This window comes from Noviherbaspirillum galbum (genome assembly GCF_010974945.1).
In the GTDB taxonomy this organism is placed as follows: domain Bacteria; phylum Pseudomonadota; class Gammaproteobacteria; order Burkholderiales; family Burkholderiaceae_D; genus Noviherbaspirillum; species Noviherbaspirillum galbum.
Genome location: NZ_JAAIVB010000037.1, coordinates 292,032 through 307,238, shown reverse-complemented (window position 1 = coordinate 307,238; position 15,207 = coordinate 292,032). Strand labels below are relative to the sequence as shown.

Annotated in this window: 15 protein-coding genes; 3 read left to right on the top strand and 12 right to left on the bottom strand. The window is 63.0% G+C overall.

The features are described 5' to 3' along the window. The first annotated feature begins 38 nt into the window (after positions 1-38). Positions 39-1,592 (top strand): lysine--tRNA ligase, encoded by a 1,554-nt coding sequence (lysS, locus tag G3574_RS11870; RefSeq protein ID WP_163963301.1) that lies wholly within the window; start codon positions 39-41, stop codon positions 1,590-1,592. A gap of 248 nt (positions 1,593-1,840) precedes the next feature. Continuing rightward, positions 1,841-2,614, top strand: coding sequence for an outer membrane lipoprotein (locus G3574_RS11865; protein WP_163963299.1), 774 nt, complete (start codon positions 1,841-1,843; stop codon positions 2,612-2,614). A gap of 119 nt (positions 2,615-2,733) precedes the next feature. Here G3574_RS11865 and iscX read toward each other — a convergent pair whose 3' ends face one another. The 12 genes from iscX to uvrB form a co-directional block, all read right to left on the bottom strand. Further along, positions 2,734-2,928 carry a Fe-S cluster assembly protein IscX gene (iscX, locus tag G3574_RS11860; RefSeq protein ID WP_163963296.1) on the bottom strand — a complete coding sequence of 65 codons (195 nt, stop codon included), beginning with the start codon at positions 2,926-2,928 and terminating at the stop codon, positions 2,734-2,736. 34 nt (positions 2,929-2,962) lie between these two features. After that, positions 2,963-3,301, bottom strand: a complete 339-nt coding sequence (gene fdx / locus G3574_RS11855; protein ID WP_163963293.1) for an ISC system 2Fe-2S type ferredoxin — start codon at positions 3,299-3,301, stop codon at positions 2,963-2,965. Positions 3,302-3,350: 49 nt separating this feature from the next. Beyond that, the gene (gene hscA / locus G3574_RS11850; RefSeq protein ID WP_163963291.1) at positions 3,351-5,216 is read right to left on the bottom strand and encodes a Fe-S protein assembly chaperone HscA; all 1,866 of its coding nucleotides are present in this window, start codon (positions 5,214-5,216) and stop codon (positions 3,351-3,353) included. 71 nt (positions 5,217-5,287) lie between these two features. Further along, on the bottom strand, positions 5,288-5,803 hold the full coding sequence (gene hscB, locus G3574_RS11845; RefSeq protein ID WP_163963289.1) for a Fe-S protein assembly co-chaperone HscB: 516 nt from the start codon (positions 5,801-5,803) through the stop codon (positions 5,288-5,290). Between the two features lie 84 nt (positions 5,804-5,887). After that, the gene (gene iscA, locus G3574_RS11840; protein ID WP_163963287.1) at positions 5,888-6,211 is read right to left on the bottom strand and encodes an iron-sulfur cluster assembly protein IscA; all 324 of its coding nucleotides are present in this window, start codon (positions 6,209-6,211) and stop codon (positions 5,888-5,890) included. Between the two features lie 36 nt (positions 6,212-6,247). Beyond that, positions 6,248-6,646, bottom strand: a complete 399-nt coding sequence (gene iscU / locus G3574_RS11835; RefSeq protein WP_163963285.1) for a Fe-S cluster assembly scaffold IscU — start codon at positions 6,644-6,646, stop codon at positions 6,248-6,250. Positions 6,647-6,677: 31 nt separating this feature from the next. After that, the gene (locus G3574_RS11830) at positions 6,678-7,931 is read right to left on the bottom strand and encodes an IscS subfamily cysteine desulfurase (RefSeq protein ID WP_163963283.1); all 1,254 of its coding nucleotides are present in this window, start codon (positions 7,929-7,931) and stop codon (positions 6,678-6,680) included. 22 nt (positions 7,932-7,953) lie between these two features. Then, positions 7,954-8,427 carry a Fe-S cluster assembly transcriptional regulator IscR gene (gene iscR / locus G3574_RS11825; RefSeq protein ID WP_163963281.1) on the bottom strand — a complete coding sequence of 158 codons (474 nt, stop codon included), beginning with the start codon at positions 8,425-8,427 and terminating at the stop codon, positions 7,954-7,956. A gap of 237 nt (positions 8,428-8,664) precedes the next feature. Next, positions 8,665-9,711, bottom strand: coding sequence for a hypothetical protein (locus G3574_RS11820; RefSeq protein ID WP_163963278.1), 1,047 nt, complete (start codon positions 9,709-9,711; stop codon positions 8,665-8,667). Between the two features lie 439 nt (positions 9,712-10,150). After that, on the bottom strand, positions 10,151-10,639 hold the full coding sequence (locus tag G3574_RS11815) for a low molecular weight protein-tyrosine-phosphatase (protein WP_163963276.1): 489 nt from the start codon (positions 10,637-10,639) through the stop codon (positions 10,151-10,153). A gap of 150 nt (positions 10,640-10,789) precedes the next feature. Further along, positions 10,790-11,587 (bottom strand): uracil-DNA glycosylase family protein, encoded by a 798-nt coding sequence (locus tag G3574_RS11810; protein WP_163963273.1) that lies wholly within the window; start codon positions 11,585-11,587, stop codon positions 10,790-10,792. A 125-nt stretch (positions 11,588-11,712) separates the two neighbouring features. Beyond that, positions 11,713-13,806, bottom strand: a complete 2,094-nt coding sequence (uvrB, locus tag G3574_RS11805) for an excinuclease ABC subunit UvrB (RefSeq protein WP_163963272.1) — start codon at positions 13,804-13,806, stop codon at positions 11,713-11,715. A 133-nt stretch (positions 13,807-13,939) separates the two neighbouring features. Between uvrB and G3574_RS11800 the strand changes: the two genes are divergently transcribed. After that, complete coding sequence (locus tag G3574_RS11800) at positions 13,940-15,154, top strand: amino acid aminotransferase (RefSeq protein WP_163963271.1); 1,215 nt, start codon at positions 13,940-13,942, stop codon at positions 15,152-15,154. The last annotated feature ends 53 nt before the right edge of the window (positions 15,155-15,207 follow it).

The window sequence follows — 15,207 nt, the reverse complement described above, 5'->3', positions numbered from 1 at the left end:
GGGACGGGCCAGCAATTCGAATCACACTTATCCGACCCATGACCAACAACAACGCAACGCAGGCCGCTCCCGCAACCGACCAGACCGCCGCGCCGGCGCAGGACGAAAACTTCATCATGGCCGAACGCCGCGCCAAGCTTGGCGGCATCCGCCAGCAAGGTGTCGCCTTCCCCAACGACTTCCGCCCCGCCGACAAGGCAGCCGACCTGCATGCCAGCTACGGCGAACTCGGCAACGAGGAACTCGAATCCCGCGCCATCAAGGTCAGCGTTGCCGGTCGCATGATGCTCAAGCGCGTCATGGGCAAGGCTTCGTTCGCCACCGTCCAGGATGCCTCCGGCCCCCGTGCCGATGGCCGCATCCAGCTGTTCATCACCAACGACAACGTCGGTGAAGAGGTCCACGCCGCGTTCAAGCACTACGACCTCGGCGACATCCTCGGCGCGGAAGGCGTGCTGTTCAAGACCAAGACCGGAGAACTGTCGGTCAAGGTGACCACCCTGCGCCTGCTGACCAAGTCGCTGCGCCCGCTGCCGGACAAGTTCCACGGCCTCTCCGACCAGGAAATGAAATACCGCCAGCGCTACGTCGACCTCATCATGAGCGAAGAGACGCGCCGCACCTTCAAGCAGCGCACCGCCGCCATGTCATCGATCCGGCGCTTCATGTCCGAGCATGGCTTCATGGAAGTCGAGACGCCGATGCTGCATCCGATTCCCGGCGGCGCCGCGGCCAAGCCCTTCATCACGCACCACAATGCGCTCGACATGCAGATGTTCCTGCGCATCGCGCCAGAGCTGTATCTCAAGCGCCTCGTGGTCGGCGGCTTCGAGCGGGTGTTCGAGGTCAACCGGAATTTCCGCAACGAAGGCGTGTCGCCCCGGCACAACCCCGAATTCACGATGATGGAGTTCTACGCCGCGTACGTCGACTATAAGTGGCTGATGGACTTTACCGAAGCCGTCATCCGCCAGGCCGCGATCGATGCGCACGGCACCGCTGTCCTGAGCTATCAGGGGCGGGATCTCGACCTGAGCAAGCCCTTCCATCGCATGACGATCGTGCAGGCGATCAACAAGTATGCGCCCCACTACACCGGCGAACAGTTGCAGGACGCCGGGTTCGTGCGGACGGAGCTCAAGAAGTTCGGCGTCGAGCCGATGGCCGGCGCCGGCCTCGGCGCGCTGCAGCTCGCGCTGTTCGAAGAGACTGCCGAATCCCAGCTGTGGGAGCCGACCTACATCATCGACTATCCGGTCGAAGTGTCGCCGCTGGCCCGCGCCTCCGATACCGTGCCGGGCATCACCGAGCGCTTCGAGCTCTTCATCACCGGCCGGGAAATCGCCAACGGCTTCTCCGAGCTGAACGATCCCGAAGACCAGGCGGCGCGCTTCCAGGCCCAGGTCGCGGCGAAAGATGCCGGCGACGAGGAAGCGATGTTCTTCGACGCCGACTACATCCGCGCGCTCGAGTACGGCCTGCCCCCCACCGGCGGCTGCGGCATCGGCATCGACCGCCTCATGATGCTGATCACCGACTCACCGAACATCCGCGACGTAATCCTGTTCCCGCACTTGCGGCGCGAGGATTGATGAAACCGAGGATCCGTTCCTGACTTTTCCGTCATCCCCGCTTTCGCGGGGATGACCGAAGGTGCGCGGACGACAGCGCCTCACGCAAACAATTGCGCAAACGCAAATCCTCACCATGTGAAGCCGATTCCCTTACAAGCCCTTACATCTGACACAGAAAAATTCTTCCTCGCATCGCACTGTTCGCGGAACATCGCATCTAAGCAACAGACAGTCATCTCACATTCAGCGATTGCCTAGAGGAAATCATGGAAAAGAACAACAGCAAAATCCATCCCCTGGTCGCCGGCGCGGCCATCTCCGTCATTCTGGTCAGCCTGACCGGCGTGGCAGCCATCACCGGCCTCATCCCGAATTCGCATGGCAACAATCCCGAAGCCATGGACGGCGCGCCGCCGAAGTCCACTTCTGCCACCGCTGCATCACCCTTGGCTAGTTCGGTAGGTGCGGCAACCGCCGCGGCTTCCCCAGCCAACCTGGTGGACGCAACGCCACGCGCGAATTACTCCGCGATGCCGACACCGATAGCTCCGGTGCAGGAGGCCGCTCCCGTCGAGGCTGCGGAACCTGCGCCGGCTACGGTCGCCAAGCCGAAGGTGCATGCCAAGCCGAAGACCAGCCACGCAACCACGCCTAGCTACGCGAGCAATTCCGCACCCGTGGCGCCGCTGGCCCAGGCGCCGATCTGCAGTTCCTGCGGACGCATCGAATCGGTCCAGGCGATCCAGCATGCGCCCAAGCCCAGCGGACTCGGCGTTGCGGCAGGGGCGGTGCTGGGCGGCGTGCTCGGAAACCAGGTCGGCAACGGCAATGGGCGCACACTGGCGACGATCGCCGGCGCCGTCGGCGGCGGTTATGCCGGCAACGAGGTGGAAAGGCGCACGCATACCACCACCAGCTACGAGGTCCACGTCAGGATGGAGGACGGCAGCGTGCGCAGCTTCCCGTACCAGAGCCGTCCCGCATGGTCTGCCGGCGACCGCATCCGTATCGTCGATGGCCAGTTGACCTCGCGCGGCTGATCAACGGCGGCCCAGGCAGGCAAGAAAAAAGGCGACCGACGGGTCGCCTTTTTGTTGTGCCGTGCCATGGCTGGCAGGTGCGGCGGACGGATGCAAGAGTCAGCGCCTGTCCGCGTCCGTCACTGCGCTTCGTCGATCCAGGCCATCTGGATCGCTTCCAGGATTTTTTCGCTGGAGCGATTTGGCTCGTCGTCGAAGTCTTCCAGCTCGCAGACCCAGCGGTGCAGGTCGGTAAAGCGGATGGTCAGGGGATCGACGCCGGGATGCTTGTCGTGAAGCTCCTCGGCGATCCGGATGGTGTCGGTCCATTTCATGGCGTGTCTCCGCGCAATGACGTGCAAGGGCGCGTCAGTGCTTTTCGCTGGCGTGGTTGATGGTGTATTTCGGAATTTCGACCACCAGGTCTTCGCTGCCGACGATAGCCTGGCAGGACAGGCGGGAATTCGCTTCCAGGCCCCAGGCCTTGTCCAGCAGGTCTTCTTCCTTTTCCTCGGCTTCATTGAGCGAATCGAAACCTTCGCGCACGATCACGTGGCAGGTCGTGCAGGCGCAGGACTTTTCGCAGGCATGCTCGATGTCGATATCGTTCTCGAGCAGCGCGTCGCAGACCGACTTGCCGGCCGGCGCTTCGATGACGGCCCCGTCGGGACACAATTCATGATGGGGAAGAACAACGATCTGTGCCACGTTTTACCTTTCTAGTGATGTATCCGAAAGCACTGCCGGCAGGCAGTCCTCAGGCGATTTCGTCCAGCTTGCGGCCGGCCAGGGCGGCGCGCACGCTCTTGTCCATGCGGCGGCCCGCAAATTCCTCGGTGCCGTGCGCGAGGGCTTCGACCGCCGCCTTGATCGCGTCATGGTCCTCGCCGCCGACGGTGTCGCGCACCTGCTGCATGAGCTTGTCGAGCTCGGCGCGTTCGGCCGCGTCGAGCAGGTCGCCGTCCGCGTCCAGCGCCGATTGCGTGGCCAGCAGGATGCGCTCGGCTTCTACCTGCTCCTCCCGCAAGGCGCGCTGCTTCATGTCGACGTCAGCCGAGGTGAAGGATTCCTGCAGCATGCGGGCGATGTCGTCGTCGGCGAGTCCGTAGGAGGGCTTGACGCTGATCGACGATTCCACGTTGGACCGCAATTCACGCGCCGACACCGACAGCAGGCCGTCGGCATCCACCTGGTAGGTCACGCGGATGCGCGCCGCGCCGGCCGCCATCGGCGGAATGCCGCGCAACTCGAAGCGTGCAAGCGAGCGGCAGTCGCTCACCAGTTCGCGTTCACCCTGAACCACGTGGATCGCCATCGCGGTCTGCCCGTCCTTGAAGGTGGTGAACTCCTGCGCGCGCGCGCAGGGAATAGTGGAGTTCCGCGGAATGACTTTCTCGACCAGCCCGCCCATCGTTTCGATGCCGAGCGACAGCGGAATGACGTCGAGCAGCAGCCAGTCGTCGCCCGCCGCGCGGTTGCCCGCGAGCAGGTTGGCCTGGACGGCGGCGCCGAGCGCGACCACCTTGTCCGGGTCGATGTTGGCCAGGGGCGTCGTCTGGAACAGGTCGCCGACTGCCTTGCGGATGTGAGGCATGCGCGTGGCGCCGCCAACCAGCACCACGCCGTCGACGTCATCCACCGTCAGTCCCGCATCGCGCAGGGCCTTCTTCGTCGGCGTCATGGTCTTGGCGACGAGATGCTGGGTGATCTCGGCGAAGGTCGCGGCGCTGAGCGACTGGTGCACTTCCTCGCCCGAGTTGAGCACGGCATCGATGTGCACCTCGGACTGGGTGGACAGCAACTCCTTGGCCTCGCGCGCCTTGACCATCAGCAAACGCATGTCCTTGTCCGACAGCGGCGCGAGTTTCTCGCGCTCGATCATCCAGCACAGCAGGCGGTGGTCGAAGTCGTCGCCGCCGAGCGCGGAATCGCCGCCGGTGGACAGCACCTCGAACACGCCCTTGGTGAGCTTGAGGATGGAGATGTCGAAGGTGCCGCCGCCGAGGTCATAGACCGCGTAGACGCCTTCGGAACCATGGTCGAGGCCGTAGGCGATGGCGGCCGCCGTGGGTTCGTTGAGCAGGCGCAGCACGTTCAGGCCGGCGAGCTTGGCCGCGTCCTTGGTGGCCTGGCGCTGCGCATCGTCGAAATAGGCCGGCACCGTGATGACCGCGCCGACGAGTTCGTCACCCAGCGCATCCTCGGCGCGCTGGCGCAGCGTGGCAAGGATTTCCGCCGACACCTCGACCGGACTCTTGGTGCCTGCCGCCGTCCTGAGCTGCACCATGCCGGGCGCGTCGACGAAGTCGTAGGGCAGGTTTTCCGCGTAGGGAATGTCCTTCAGTCCGCGCCCCATGAAGCGCTTGACGGAAACGATGGTGTTCTTGGGATCGGTGGTCTGCGCGGCCTGCGCCTTGTAGCCAATGTTCGCATGGCCGTTGGCAAGGTAGCGCACGATGGACGGCAGCAAGGCGCGCCCTTCCTCGTCGCTCAGCACTTCGGGAATGCTGTTGCGCACGGTGGCAACGAGCGAATTGGTGGTGCCGAGGTCGATGCCCACCGCCAGCCTGTGCTGGTGGGGAGCGGTCGACATGCCTGGTTCGGCGATCTGCAGTAGGGCCATGTTATGTTCTTGTCCGGTGTGTCATGTGCTTGAGGCGGCATCGTCTCGGCCGTCGGCGCGGCGGGCTGGATTCAGCCGTCGAGCTGATCGATGTGATGCGAGATTTCGATCGAGAATTTTTCCAGGAACATCAGTTTCCGCACGCCCGCGCCGGCGTCGTTGAACTGCTTCGCGTCGAGCAGCCTGCCGATGCGCTCGACCTCCTGCTTGCGCGCCGTTTCCACGTCTTCCTGGAGCACCTCGAGGGCGGTCACGTCCTTGATGGCCTTCGCATCGGCGAGCGATTCGCGCCATTCGAGCTGCTGCATCAGGAAATCGCCCGGCATGGCGGTATTCGACTCGATCTGCAGGTCGACGCCGTTGAGCTCGCAGAGGTACCTTGCGCGCTTGTACGGGTTCTTGAGCGTCTGGTAGGCCTCGTTGGCACGCGTCGCCCATTGCATCGCGACGCGCTTCTCGGCGTCGGTCGCGTTGGCGAAGCGATCCGGATGCACGCGTCCTTGCACCTCGCGATACGCCTTGTCGAGCTGGCCGGCGTCGATGGCGAATTGCTGCGGCAGGTGAAACAGGTCGAAGTGATTTTCCATGCGCCTAATTATGAGAAAAGCCTGTCGAGACAGGCTTCATGCGAGTCCTGGCGTCGTCGGGCGGATGGCCCCGGCGAACTGCCGTCAGATGCGGAAGCTTTCTCCGCAGCCGCACTCGTCTTTCACGTTGGGGTTGTTGAACCTGAATCCTTCGTTCAAGCCCTCGCGCGCGAAGTCGAGCTGGGTGCCGTCGATGTAGGGCAGGCTCTTCGGATCGACGAACACCTTGACGCCGTGCGACTCGAACACCTCGTCTTCGGGCGCGCTCTCGTCCACGTATTCCAGCTTGTAAGCCAGGCCGGAACAGCCGGTGGTGCGCACGCCGAATCGCAGGCCGATGCCCTTGCCGCGACGCTCGATGTAGCGATTGACGTGCTTTGCCGCTTTTTCAGTCAGAGTGATTGCCATGTCCTCGTTTCCTGTCTTGCTGTATCGCTGTCCCGCTCAGGCCGCCGTGGTTTCGGAACCGTGCTTGGCCTTGTAGTCCTGCACCGCTGCCTTGATCGCGTCTTCGGCGAGGATGGAGCAGTGGATTTTCACCGGCGGCAGCGCCAGTTCCTCGGCGATCTGGGTGTTCTTGATCGACATTGCCTCGTCCAGCGTCTTGCCCTTGACCCACTCGGTCACGAGCGAGGAGGAAGCGATGGCCGAGCCGCAGCCGTAGGTCTTGAACTTCGCATCTTCGATCACGCCGTTGGCGCCGACCTTGATCTGCAGCTTCATGACGTCGCCGCAGGCCGGAGCGCCGACCATGCCGGTGCCGATGGTCTCGTCGCCCTTTTCGAAGGAACCGACGTTGCGGGGATTTTCGTAGTGATCGAGAACTTTTTCAGAGTAAGACATGATGTGCTCCTTTATCTGTGACGTTGCCGGTTCAGTGCGCGGCCCACTGGATCGTGCTCAGGTCGATCCCGTCCTTGTGCATTTCCCAAAGCGGCGACAGTTCGCGCAGCTTGCCGACCTTGGACTTCAGCAGGTTGATGGTGAAGTCGATGTCTTCCTCGGTGGTGAAGCGGCCGATGGTGAAGCGGATGGAACTGTGGGCAAGTTCGTCGCTGCGGCCCAGGGCGCGCAGCACGTACGACGGTTCCAGGCTGGCCGAGGTGCAGGCCGAGCCGGACGAGACCGCGATGTCCTTGATCGCCATGATCAGCGACTCGCCCTCGACGTAGTTGAAGCTGACGTTGAGGTTGTGCGGCACGCGGTGTTCCATGTCGCCGTTGACGTAGACTTCCTCGATCTCAAGCAGTCCCTTGGCGAGGCGGTCGCGCAGCGCGCGGATGCGTTCGAGTTCGCTGCTCATCTCTTCCTTCGCCAGGCGGAAGGCTTCGCCCATGCCCACGATCTGATGTGTGGCCAGGGTCCCGGAACGCAAGCCCCGCTCGTGGCCGCCGCCATGCATCTGCGCCTCGATGCGCACGCGCGGCTTGCGGCGCACGTAGAGCGCGCCGATGCCCTTGGGGCCGTAGGTCTTGTGGGCGGAAAAACTCATCAGGTCGACCTTCCACTTCTCGAGGTCGATCTCGACTTTGCCGGTCGCCTGCGCGGCGTCCGAGTGGAAGATGATGCCCTTGGAGCGGCACAGTTCGCCGATCTCGGGAATCGGCTGGATCACGCCGATCTCGTTGTTGACCAGCATGACGGACACGAGGATGGTGTCGGGACGCATCGCTTCCTCGATCTGCTTGACCGTCACCAGGCCGTTGTCGTCCGGCTGCAGGTAGGTGGCTTCATAGCCCTCGCGCTCGAGTTCGCGCACGGTGTCGAGGACTGCCTTGTGCTCGGTCTTGACCGTGATGATGTGCTTGCCCTTGGTCTTGTAGAAATGCGCGGCGCCCTTGAGCGCGAGATTGTTGCTCTCGGTCGCGCCGGAGGTCCAGATGATTTCGCGCGGGTCGGCGTTGACGAGGGCAGCGACGTCCTCACGCGCCTGCTCGACCGCCTTCTCCGCTTCCCAGCCGTACATGTGGCTGCGGGAAGCCGGATTGCCGAACTGCTCCCGCAGGTAGGGAATCATCTTGTCGGCCACGCGCGGGTCGATCGGCGTGGTCGCGGAGTAGTCCATGTAGATCGGAAAATGCGGCGCCTTGAGGGTGTCGATCAGGCTTTTTTCCAGGGGGGCGTTCATAGGGTAAGTCACTCCAATCAGATCAGGCAGCCACGTGCGGCCGGTGCATCACGACGACGCTGTTTTCCGCATTGCGCTGCTTCTGCTGGTCAACGAGGTCTTTAAGGGAAACGGAATCGAGATATTCCACCATCTTGGCGTTCAGGGTCGCCCACAGGTCATGGGTCATGCAGCGCGTGCCGTGCTCGTGGCTGGTGCCGTGGCAGTTTTCCTTGCCGCCGCACTGCGTCGCATCCAGCGGCTCATCGACCGCGATGATGATGTCGGCAACCGTCACGTCTTCCGGCTTGCGCGCCAGCGTGTAGCCGCCGCCCGGGCCGCGCACAGACTCGACGATTTCGTGGCGGCGCAGCTTGCCGAACAATTGCTCGAGGTAGGACAGGGAAATCTCCTGCCGCTGGCTGATGCCGGACAGGGTCACCGGCCCCTTGTCTTCGCGCAAGGCCAGGTCGATCATCGCGGTTACGGCAAAACGTCCCTTGGTCGTCAGACGCATGGTCCTGTACTCCAGTGAAAACCCGAAAAACGTGAATATTCTGAATTCCCGAACATTTTGCTCAAGTATACCATTCCTGAGCGTTTTTGTCAGGTATTAGAAATTCGTACGGGAAGGAGATGGAGGAAGAGGCGGATAGCTGGCGCAGCGCTTGGTGCACTGCAATGCAAGTCCGGCATTATTTCATAATTTGCAGGAAGCGTCCGGGCGCACCCGTGGATGCGCCCTCTGCCGCCGCTACTGGTAGCGGGCGCGCAAGAACACCATGAATGACATGGGTGCGCTGCCGTAGGAACTGGTGGCATAGGATGGGATGACGTACCGGCTGGCGAACGCGCCGACGTCCACCTTCATCGTTCCTTGCGGCGGCAGTTCATGGTAGTAGCCGACCGTCAGCTTCTTGGTTGTGAACAGCTCGCGCCGCATGGCATCGTTCTGCCGCATCAGTTCGTCGCTGCGTGCCTGTTCGAGCCGGCCGAAGAATGCATTCTTGCCCGCGAAGTGCAGCGTGGATTCCGCCATGTAGCCTGTCGTCGGCTCGCCTTGCGGACGTACCGAGCGTCCCCATGCGAAGGTGGTCTGCCACTGCGCGCCCTGCAGTTCCTTGCGGTAGGTGGCCGACAAGGTGGTACGGCGGATTTCGAGATAAGGATCGAGCGGATCCTGGCCGCCCAGGTTGCCCCGGCTGAGCTGGAAGGTCCATTCCGGCACGGGCTGGTAGGACAGCCTGGTGGAACTGGAATCGAGCCTGAACTGCTTGTTGTCGGCAAGGCGCCGGTCCTCGGTCTCCTGGCTGGTAAAGGTCGACCCTTCCAGGGTCAGGTTGCGCCACGCGTAGCCGACCGACAGCACGCTGGCCGCCTCCCCTGCCCTCGTCGCGCTCGGTGAGCGGCGCAGCTCGGCAGAGTCCACGCCGGCGATGGCCCGCATGCCTGATGCCGGCGGACCGAAGGCGGGATCCACGCCGGAACCGACGAAACCCGAGAGCGTGCCCGGAACGCCGAGCGGAGAAAGGTAACGCGCCCGCATCCCCATGCTGGGCGCGGGCGTATCGAGAAGGGGCCGCGCATTGGCCTTGAGGTCCGCGGTCACCGAAAGATCGAGATTGCGCGACTTCCATATAGCTCCGGAGGCCGGTCCAGGGGACGCTGGCGGGACGTCGACAGGCATGCCGGTCAATGTTTCGACCGGGAACGACACGTTGTTGCCATCCGCCGTGGCGTTTTCAGGCTCGCCTCCTGTGGCCCGCGGATCGGCGATCTCTTGCGCCCAAGCTTGGAGCATAGGGAGCATGGCTAGAAAGGTGATGCATGCCGACACGGGTTTCATGATCATCCGCATTTAAGTTGACTTATCCCTGAGAGACGCTGACGCAAACCTCATACCAGCCAGGCCCACTACCCTTCCCTACGCAGGCATGGGCGGGGAATTTACTGGAACGACACTGCGGCGCTCCGCCTTTGCCAATTCGACAACAAGTCCGCGGAGATAGGTTCCAGCCCGTCATTGAGCTAGAGCGAACAGCGTGAAGGGAGTTTTTCAGCGGACCGGTATTGCCCGACGTCTCGGAAAATTCGCTATGCGGCGCGTGCAAAATTTACACATCCGGACAACGCGCGATTGCCCAGCCGAGGAAGCGATGCATGCGCCGGAAAGGCAAAGACCGCCTTGACGGCGGTCCGTGTGGGTATGCCGGCAGATGACCCGGCGCCTGGTACCGGACTTAGCCGAGCACCACGCTGCTGTGTTCCAGCGCCCTGAGCAGGCCGCTGCAAGCGTCTTCGATGTAGTCGAGCACCCGTTCGAATTCCGCCGGACCGCGATCATAAGGATCGGGAACCACGGGCGATTTGTGCTTGCGGGCATAACCCATTAGCATGCCCACCTTGGACTGGTACTGCGAAGGACACAAGGTCTGCAGCTTGTCGAGGTTGGTGAAGTCCATGGCCAGCAGGAGGTCGAAGCGCTCGAAATCATCAGGCACAAGCAGGCGCCCGCGCAGATCGGACAGGTCGTAGCCACGGCGCTGGGCGGTGACGAGGGCACGCGGATCGGGAGGCGCGCCGATGAAATAGCCATGTGTGCCGGCGGAATCGACGTCGATCAGGTCGTCCAGCCCGGCATGGCGGATCATGTGCCGCATCACCCCCTCCGCAGTCGGAGAGCGGCAGATATTACCCATGCAGACAAACAGGATCCTCATCTTGTCCATCGATCACGTCCTTTCCTTCGTTCATGCCATGCTGGCAACACTGCCACCAGTAGAAGGGATTTTCCGAGCATTGATGATGATTTGTAACAAAGTCTCGACGGAGTCCGCCCGGGCATTGCTCAAACGCCACGCACGCTGCCGGATTTTTCCTCACGCCATTTCCGTCTCGCGGAAAAGCAGGCGCATGGGACCGAACAATCCTTGCATGATCTTGTTGCCGATGAAGCTGAGGTTGTAAGGATGCTCGGAAACGGCGTGGGGAAACCGCGCAGTCGCCGCAAGCCCCTTGAGCTGCTCCGCGATCTTGCCCCAGAGGACCAGCGTGGGCGGATGTCCCGCAGCGTGGTCCGCGTCGGCAAGCGCCTCGAGAACCACCTTGAGGAAAGGCTGCCACGCGCGCGCGTCCTTCACCGGGGCGACCTCTTCCCGGAACACGAGGCTGGCGTTCAGCAGCAGGAAGCCGTGGCGCGTCAGCGCCGCCTGCAACTCGGTCAATGACTGGATGTAGGGCGAGCCAGCCGCCGTCGCCTTGCCGGCCACGCCGGCCATCACGTCGCCTGAGGTCGCTTCCTCGCGAAGCTCGCCCTCCGCAACCAGCAGCATCTTCATGAAATTGCGCAGCGAGGTGGCGCGGTTCACTTGTTTGGAAAGCCCTTTCTCGGACCACAGGGTTTCGACCGCGCCGTCCATGAAGCAGACGCCGGTAGCGCTTTCCTCGCGGGGATAGGGCCCCTCGCCCACGAGCACGTAGCGCACCTGCCGGAGCGGCAGGGTGAACGCGGCAAACAGTCGGCCGCGGGTGGGCAGGTAGTGGCTGGAAGCGAGAGCAGGCAGATAGGCAGGATCGGCGGCGTCCATGGCCTGCAGTCCTGCTTCGAGGATGGCTTGCCAGGATGGGTCGGCGAGTTTCAGGGCATCGCGGATGGCGGCGGGAAGTCTGGAAGTCATGGCCGTGGCAAAAAAGGAAAGCGCCGATTGTACCTCGCGTGTTCCGCACATCTCATGCCACCGCCGCCACCGAAACCGCGCCGGCCATCAAGGCGATCGTTGCCGACCGCCGGCGAGCCGGCCGGCTACTTGCCGATCAGTGAAACCACGTTGTCCGCGCCCGGCGCACCGAAGAGCTGCTCCTTGAGGAGATGCAACTGGTCGCGCACCTGCGCGGCCTTTTCGAACTCGAGGTTCTTGGAATGCTCAAGCATGAGCTTTTCCAGCCGCTTGATTTCCTTGCTGACCTGCTTTTCGCTCATCGACTCGTACTTCGCCACGCCTTCCGCGACCAGCAATTCCTGGCGTGCCTCGTGCGGGCTGTACACGCCGTCGATCAGCTCGCGGATCTCCTTCTTGATGCCCTTCGGCGTGATGCCGTTGGCTTCGTTGAAGGCGATCTGCTTCGCGCGGCGGCGCTCCGTCTCGCCGATGGCGCGCTTCATCGAGTCGGTGACGCGGTCGCCATACAGGATGGCCATGCCGTTCAGGTTGCGCGCGGCGCGGCCGATGGTCTGGATGAGGCTGCGCTCCGAACGCAGGAAGCCTTCCTTGTCGGCGTCGAGGATGGCGACCAGCGACACCTCGGGAATGTCCAGGCCTTCGCGCAGCAGGTTGATGCCCACCAGCACGTCGAAGGTTCCCAGGCGCAGGTCGCGGATGATCTCGACCCGCTCGACGGTATCGATGTCGCTGTGCAGGTAACGCACCTTGATGCCGTTGTCGCCCAGGAATTCCGTGAGCTGCTCGGCCATGCGCTTGGTCAGCGTGGTCACCAGCACGCGCTCGTTGCGTTTGATGCGGTCGGTGATTTCATTCATCAGGTCGTCGACCTGGGTGCTTGCCGGTCGCACCAAGATCTGCGGATCGACCAGGCCGGTGGGACGCACCACCTGCTCCACCACCTGGTCGGCGTGGGTGTTTTCATAGTCCGCCGGCGTCGCCGAGACGAACACCGTCTGCCGCATCTTGGATTCGAATTCCTGAAACTTAAGCGGCCGGTTGTCGAGCGCGGACGGCAGGCGGAAACCGTAGTCCACCAGGTTGACCTTGCGCGCGCGGTCGCCGTTGTACATGCCGTTGAATTGCCCCAGCAGCACGTGCGATTCGTCGAGGAACATGAGGGCGTCCTGCGGCAGGTAGTCGACCAGCGTCGGCGGCGGCTCGCCCGGCTTCGCGCCGGAGAGATGCCGCGAGTAGTTCTCGATTCCCTTGGTGAATCCGACTTCCTGCATCATCTCGAGGTCGAAACGGGTCCGTTGCTCGAGACGCTGCTCTTCCACCAGCTTGTTTTCCTTGCGGAAGAATTCCAGTCGGTCGCGCAATTCTTCCTTGATCGACTCGATCGCGCGCAGCACGGTGGAGCGCGGCGTGACGTAGTGCGAGCCGGGATAGATGGTGAAGCGCGGGATCTTCTGGCGCACGCGCCCGGTCAGCGGATCGAACAGCGACAGGCTGTCTATCTCGTCGTCGAAGGTCTCGATGCGCAGGGCCAGTTCCGCATGTTCGGCGGGGAACACGTCGATCGTGTCGCCGCGCACGCGGAAGGTGCCGCGGCCGAAATCGATTTCGTTGCGCGTGTACTGCATCTGGATCAGGCGCGCGATGACGTCGCGCTGGCTGACCTTGTCCTTGGCGCGCAGCGTCAGGATCATCTGGTGATATTCGGTCGGGTTACCGATACCGTAGATCGCCGACACCGTCGCCACGATGATGACGTCGCGCCGCTCCATCAGCGATTTCGTGCAGGAAAGCCGCATCTGCTCGATGTGCTCGTTGATGGACGAGTCTTTCTCGATGAACAGGTCGCGCTGCGGCACGTAGGCCTCGGGCTGGTAGTAATCGTAGTAGCTGACGAAGTATTCCACCGCGTTCTGCGGGAAGAATTCGCGGAACTCGCTGTAGAGCTGGGCCGCCAGCGTCTTGTTCGGCGCGAACACGACCGCGGGACGGCCGAGACGGGCGATGACGTTAGCCATCGTGTAGGTCTTGCCGGAACCGGTGACGCCGAGCAGGGTCTGGTAGGAGAGGCCGTCCTCGATGCCTTCCACCAGCTTGCCGATGGCCTCGGGCTGGTCGCCGGCGGGCGGGAAAGGCTGGTAAAGTCGATAGGGGGAGTCGGGAAAGGTGACGATTTTCGATTCGTCGATCGGGCTTTGCACCTGGGATAAATCTGCCATGTCACTTCGACCTTTGCTAGAATAATTGGTTGCAGCCAAGCTCGAGCATTTCCGCACGAAACCCACTACAACCCGCTGCCGTCCTGGTCGACCGCCTGCCAGTATTCCGCAGCCAACTTTTCATGTTATCACGATGAGCCAAACTCAAGCCGCCTCCCCCTTTGCCGCCGTCGACATGGCGCCGCGCGACCCGATCCTGGGCATTACCGAAGCATTCAACGCCGACAAGAACCCGAACAAGGTCAACCTCGGCGTCGGCGTCTATTACGACGACAACGGCAAGGTGCCGCTGCTGGAATGCGTGAAGAAATCGGAAGCGCAACTGATGGAAAAGGCAACGCCGCGCACCTACCTGCCCATCGAGGGCCTGGCGGCGTATGACAAGGCGGTCCAAGAACTCGTATTTGGTGCCGACAGCGCGATTGTTCAAGAGAAGCGCGCCGTCACGGCGCAGGCCCTCGGCGGCACCGGCGCGCTCAAGCTGGGCGCCGATTTCCTCAAGCGCTTCGCCCCCGAGTCGCAGGTTTGGATCAGCGATCCGAGCTGGGAAAACCACCGCGCGCTGTTCGAGTCCGCCGGCTTCAAGGTCAACAACTATCCGTATTACGATCCGGCAACCCGCGGCGTCAACTTCGCCGGCATGCTGTCCGCGCTCAAGGAGATGCCGAAGGGTTCCATCGTCGTGCTGCACGCCTGCTGCCACAACCCGACCGGTGCCGACCTGACCGACGACCAGTGGACCGATGTGATCAAGGTGGTTTCCGAGCGCGGCCTGATCCCCTTCCTCGACATGGCCTACCAGGGCTTCGGCGACGGCATCGATGAGGACGGCAAGGTGGTCCGCCGCTTCGCCGAGACCGGCGGCGCGATGTTCGTCTCGAACTCCTTCTCGAAGTCCTTCTCGCTGTACGGCGAGCGCGTCGGCGCCCTATCGATCGTTGCCACCAGCGCCGAGGAAGCTGCGCGCGTGCTGTCCCAGCTCAAGCGCGTCATCCGCACCAACTACTCCAACCCGCCCACCCATGGCGGCCAGGTCGTGGCAACCGCCCTGTCCACCCCGGAACTGCGCAAGGTATGGGAAGACGAACTCGCCGGCATGCGCGTGCGCATCCGCGAGATGCGCAAGGCGCTGGTCAGCAAGCTCAAGGAAAAGGCGCCCTCGCACGATTTCGATTTCGTCATCAAGCAGCGCGGCATGTTTTCCTACTCCGGCTTGACGAAGGAACAGGTCGGCCGCCTGCGTGACGAGTTTTCCATCTATGCCGTGGACACCGGCCGCATCTGCGTGGCAGCGCTGAACTCGCGCAACATCGATGCCGTGGTGGACGCGATCGCGAAGGTTCTGTAAGTCAATCGCGAGTCGCATGGGAAATGGTCAGCCGCTGCCCCTTTCCCGGCGCG

What these genes read in the sequence shown, in the direction of transcription:
- lysS (WP_163963301.1), top strand. Translation starts at nt 39, where the DNA reads ATGACCAACAACAACGCAACGCAGGCCGCTCCCGCAACCGACCAGACC.
- G3574_RS11865 (WP_163963299.1), top strand. Translation starts at nt 1,841, where the DNA reads ATGGAAAAGAACAACAGCAAAATCCATCCCCTGGTCGCCGGCGCGGCC.
- iscX (WP_163963296.1), bottom strand. Translation starts at nt 2,928, where the DNA reads ATGAAATGGACCGACACCATCCGGATCGCCGAGGAGCTTCACGACAAG.
- hscA (WP_163963291.1), bottom strand. Translation starts at nt 5,216, where the DNA reads ATGGCCCTACTGCAGATCGCCGAACCAGGCATGTCGACCGCTCCCCAC.
- hscB (WP_163963289.1), bottom strand. Translation starts at nt 5,803, where the DNA reads ATGGAAAATCACTTCGACCTGTTTCACCTGCCGCAGCAATTCGCCATC.
- iscA (WP_163963287.1), bottom strand. Translation starts at nt 6,211, where the DNA reads ATGGCAATCACTCTGACTGAAAAAGCGGCAAAGCACGTCAATCGCTAC.
- iscU (WP_163963285.1), bottom strand. Translation starts at nt 6,646, where the DNA reads ATGTCTTACTCTGAAAAAGTTCTCGATCACTACGAAAATCCCCGCAAC.
- G3574_RS11830 (WP_163963283.1), bottom strand. Translation starts at nt 7,931, where the DNA reads ATGAACGCCCCCCTGGAAAAAAGCCTGATCGACACCCTCAAGGCGCCG.
- iscR (WP_163963281.1), bottom strand. Translation starts at nt 8,427, where the DNA reads ATGCGTCTGACGACCAAGGGACGTTTTGCCGTAACCGCGATGATCGAC.
- G3574_RS11820 (WP_163963278.1), bottom strand. Translation starts at nt 9,711, where the DNA reads ATGCTCCAAGCTTGGGCGCAAGAGATCGCCGATCCGCGGGCCACAGGA.
- G3574_RS11815 (WP_163963276.1), bottom strand. Translation starts at nt 10,639, where the DNA reads ATGGACAAGATGAGGATCCTGTTTGTCTGCATGGGTAATATCTGCCGC.
- G3574_RS11810 (WP_163963273.1), bottom strand. Translation starts at nt 11,587, where the DNA reads ATGACTTCCAGACTTCCCGCCGCCATCCGCGATGCCCTGAAACTCGCC.
- uvrB (WP_163963272.1), bottom strand. Translation starts at nt 13,806, where the DNA reads ATGGCAGATTTATCCCAGGTGCAAAGCCCGATCGACGAATCGAAAATC.
- G3574_RS11800 (WP_163963271.1), top strand. Translation starts at nt 13,940, where the DNA reads ATGAGCCAAACTCAAGCCGCCTCCCCCTTTGCCGCCGTCGACATGGCG.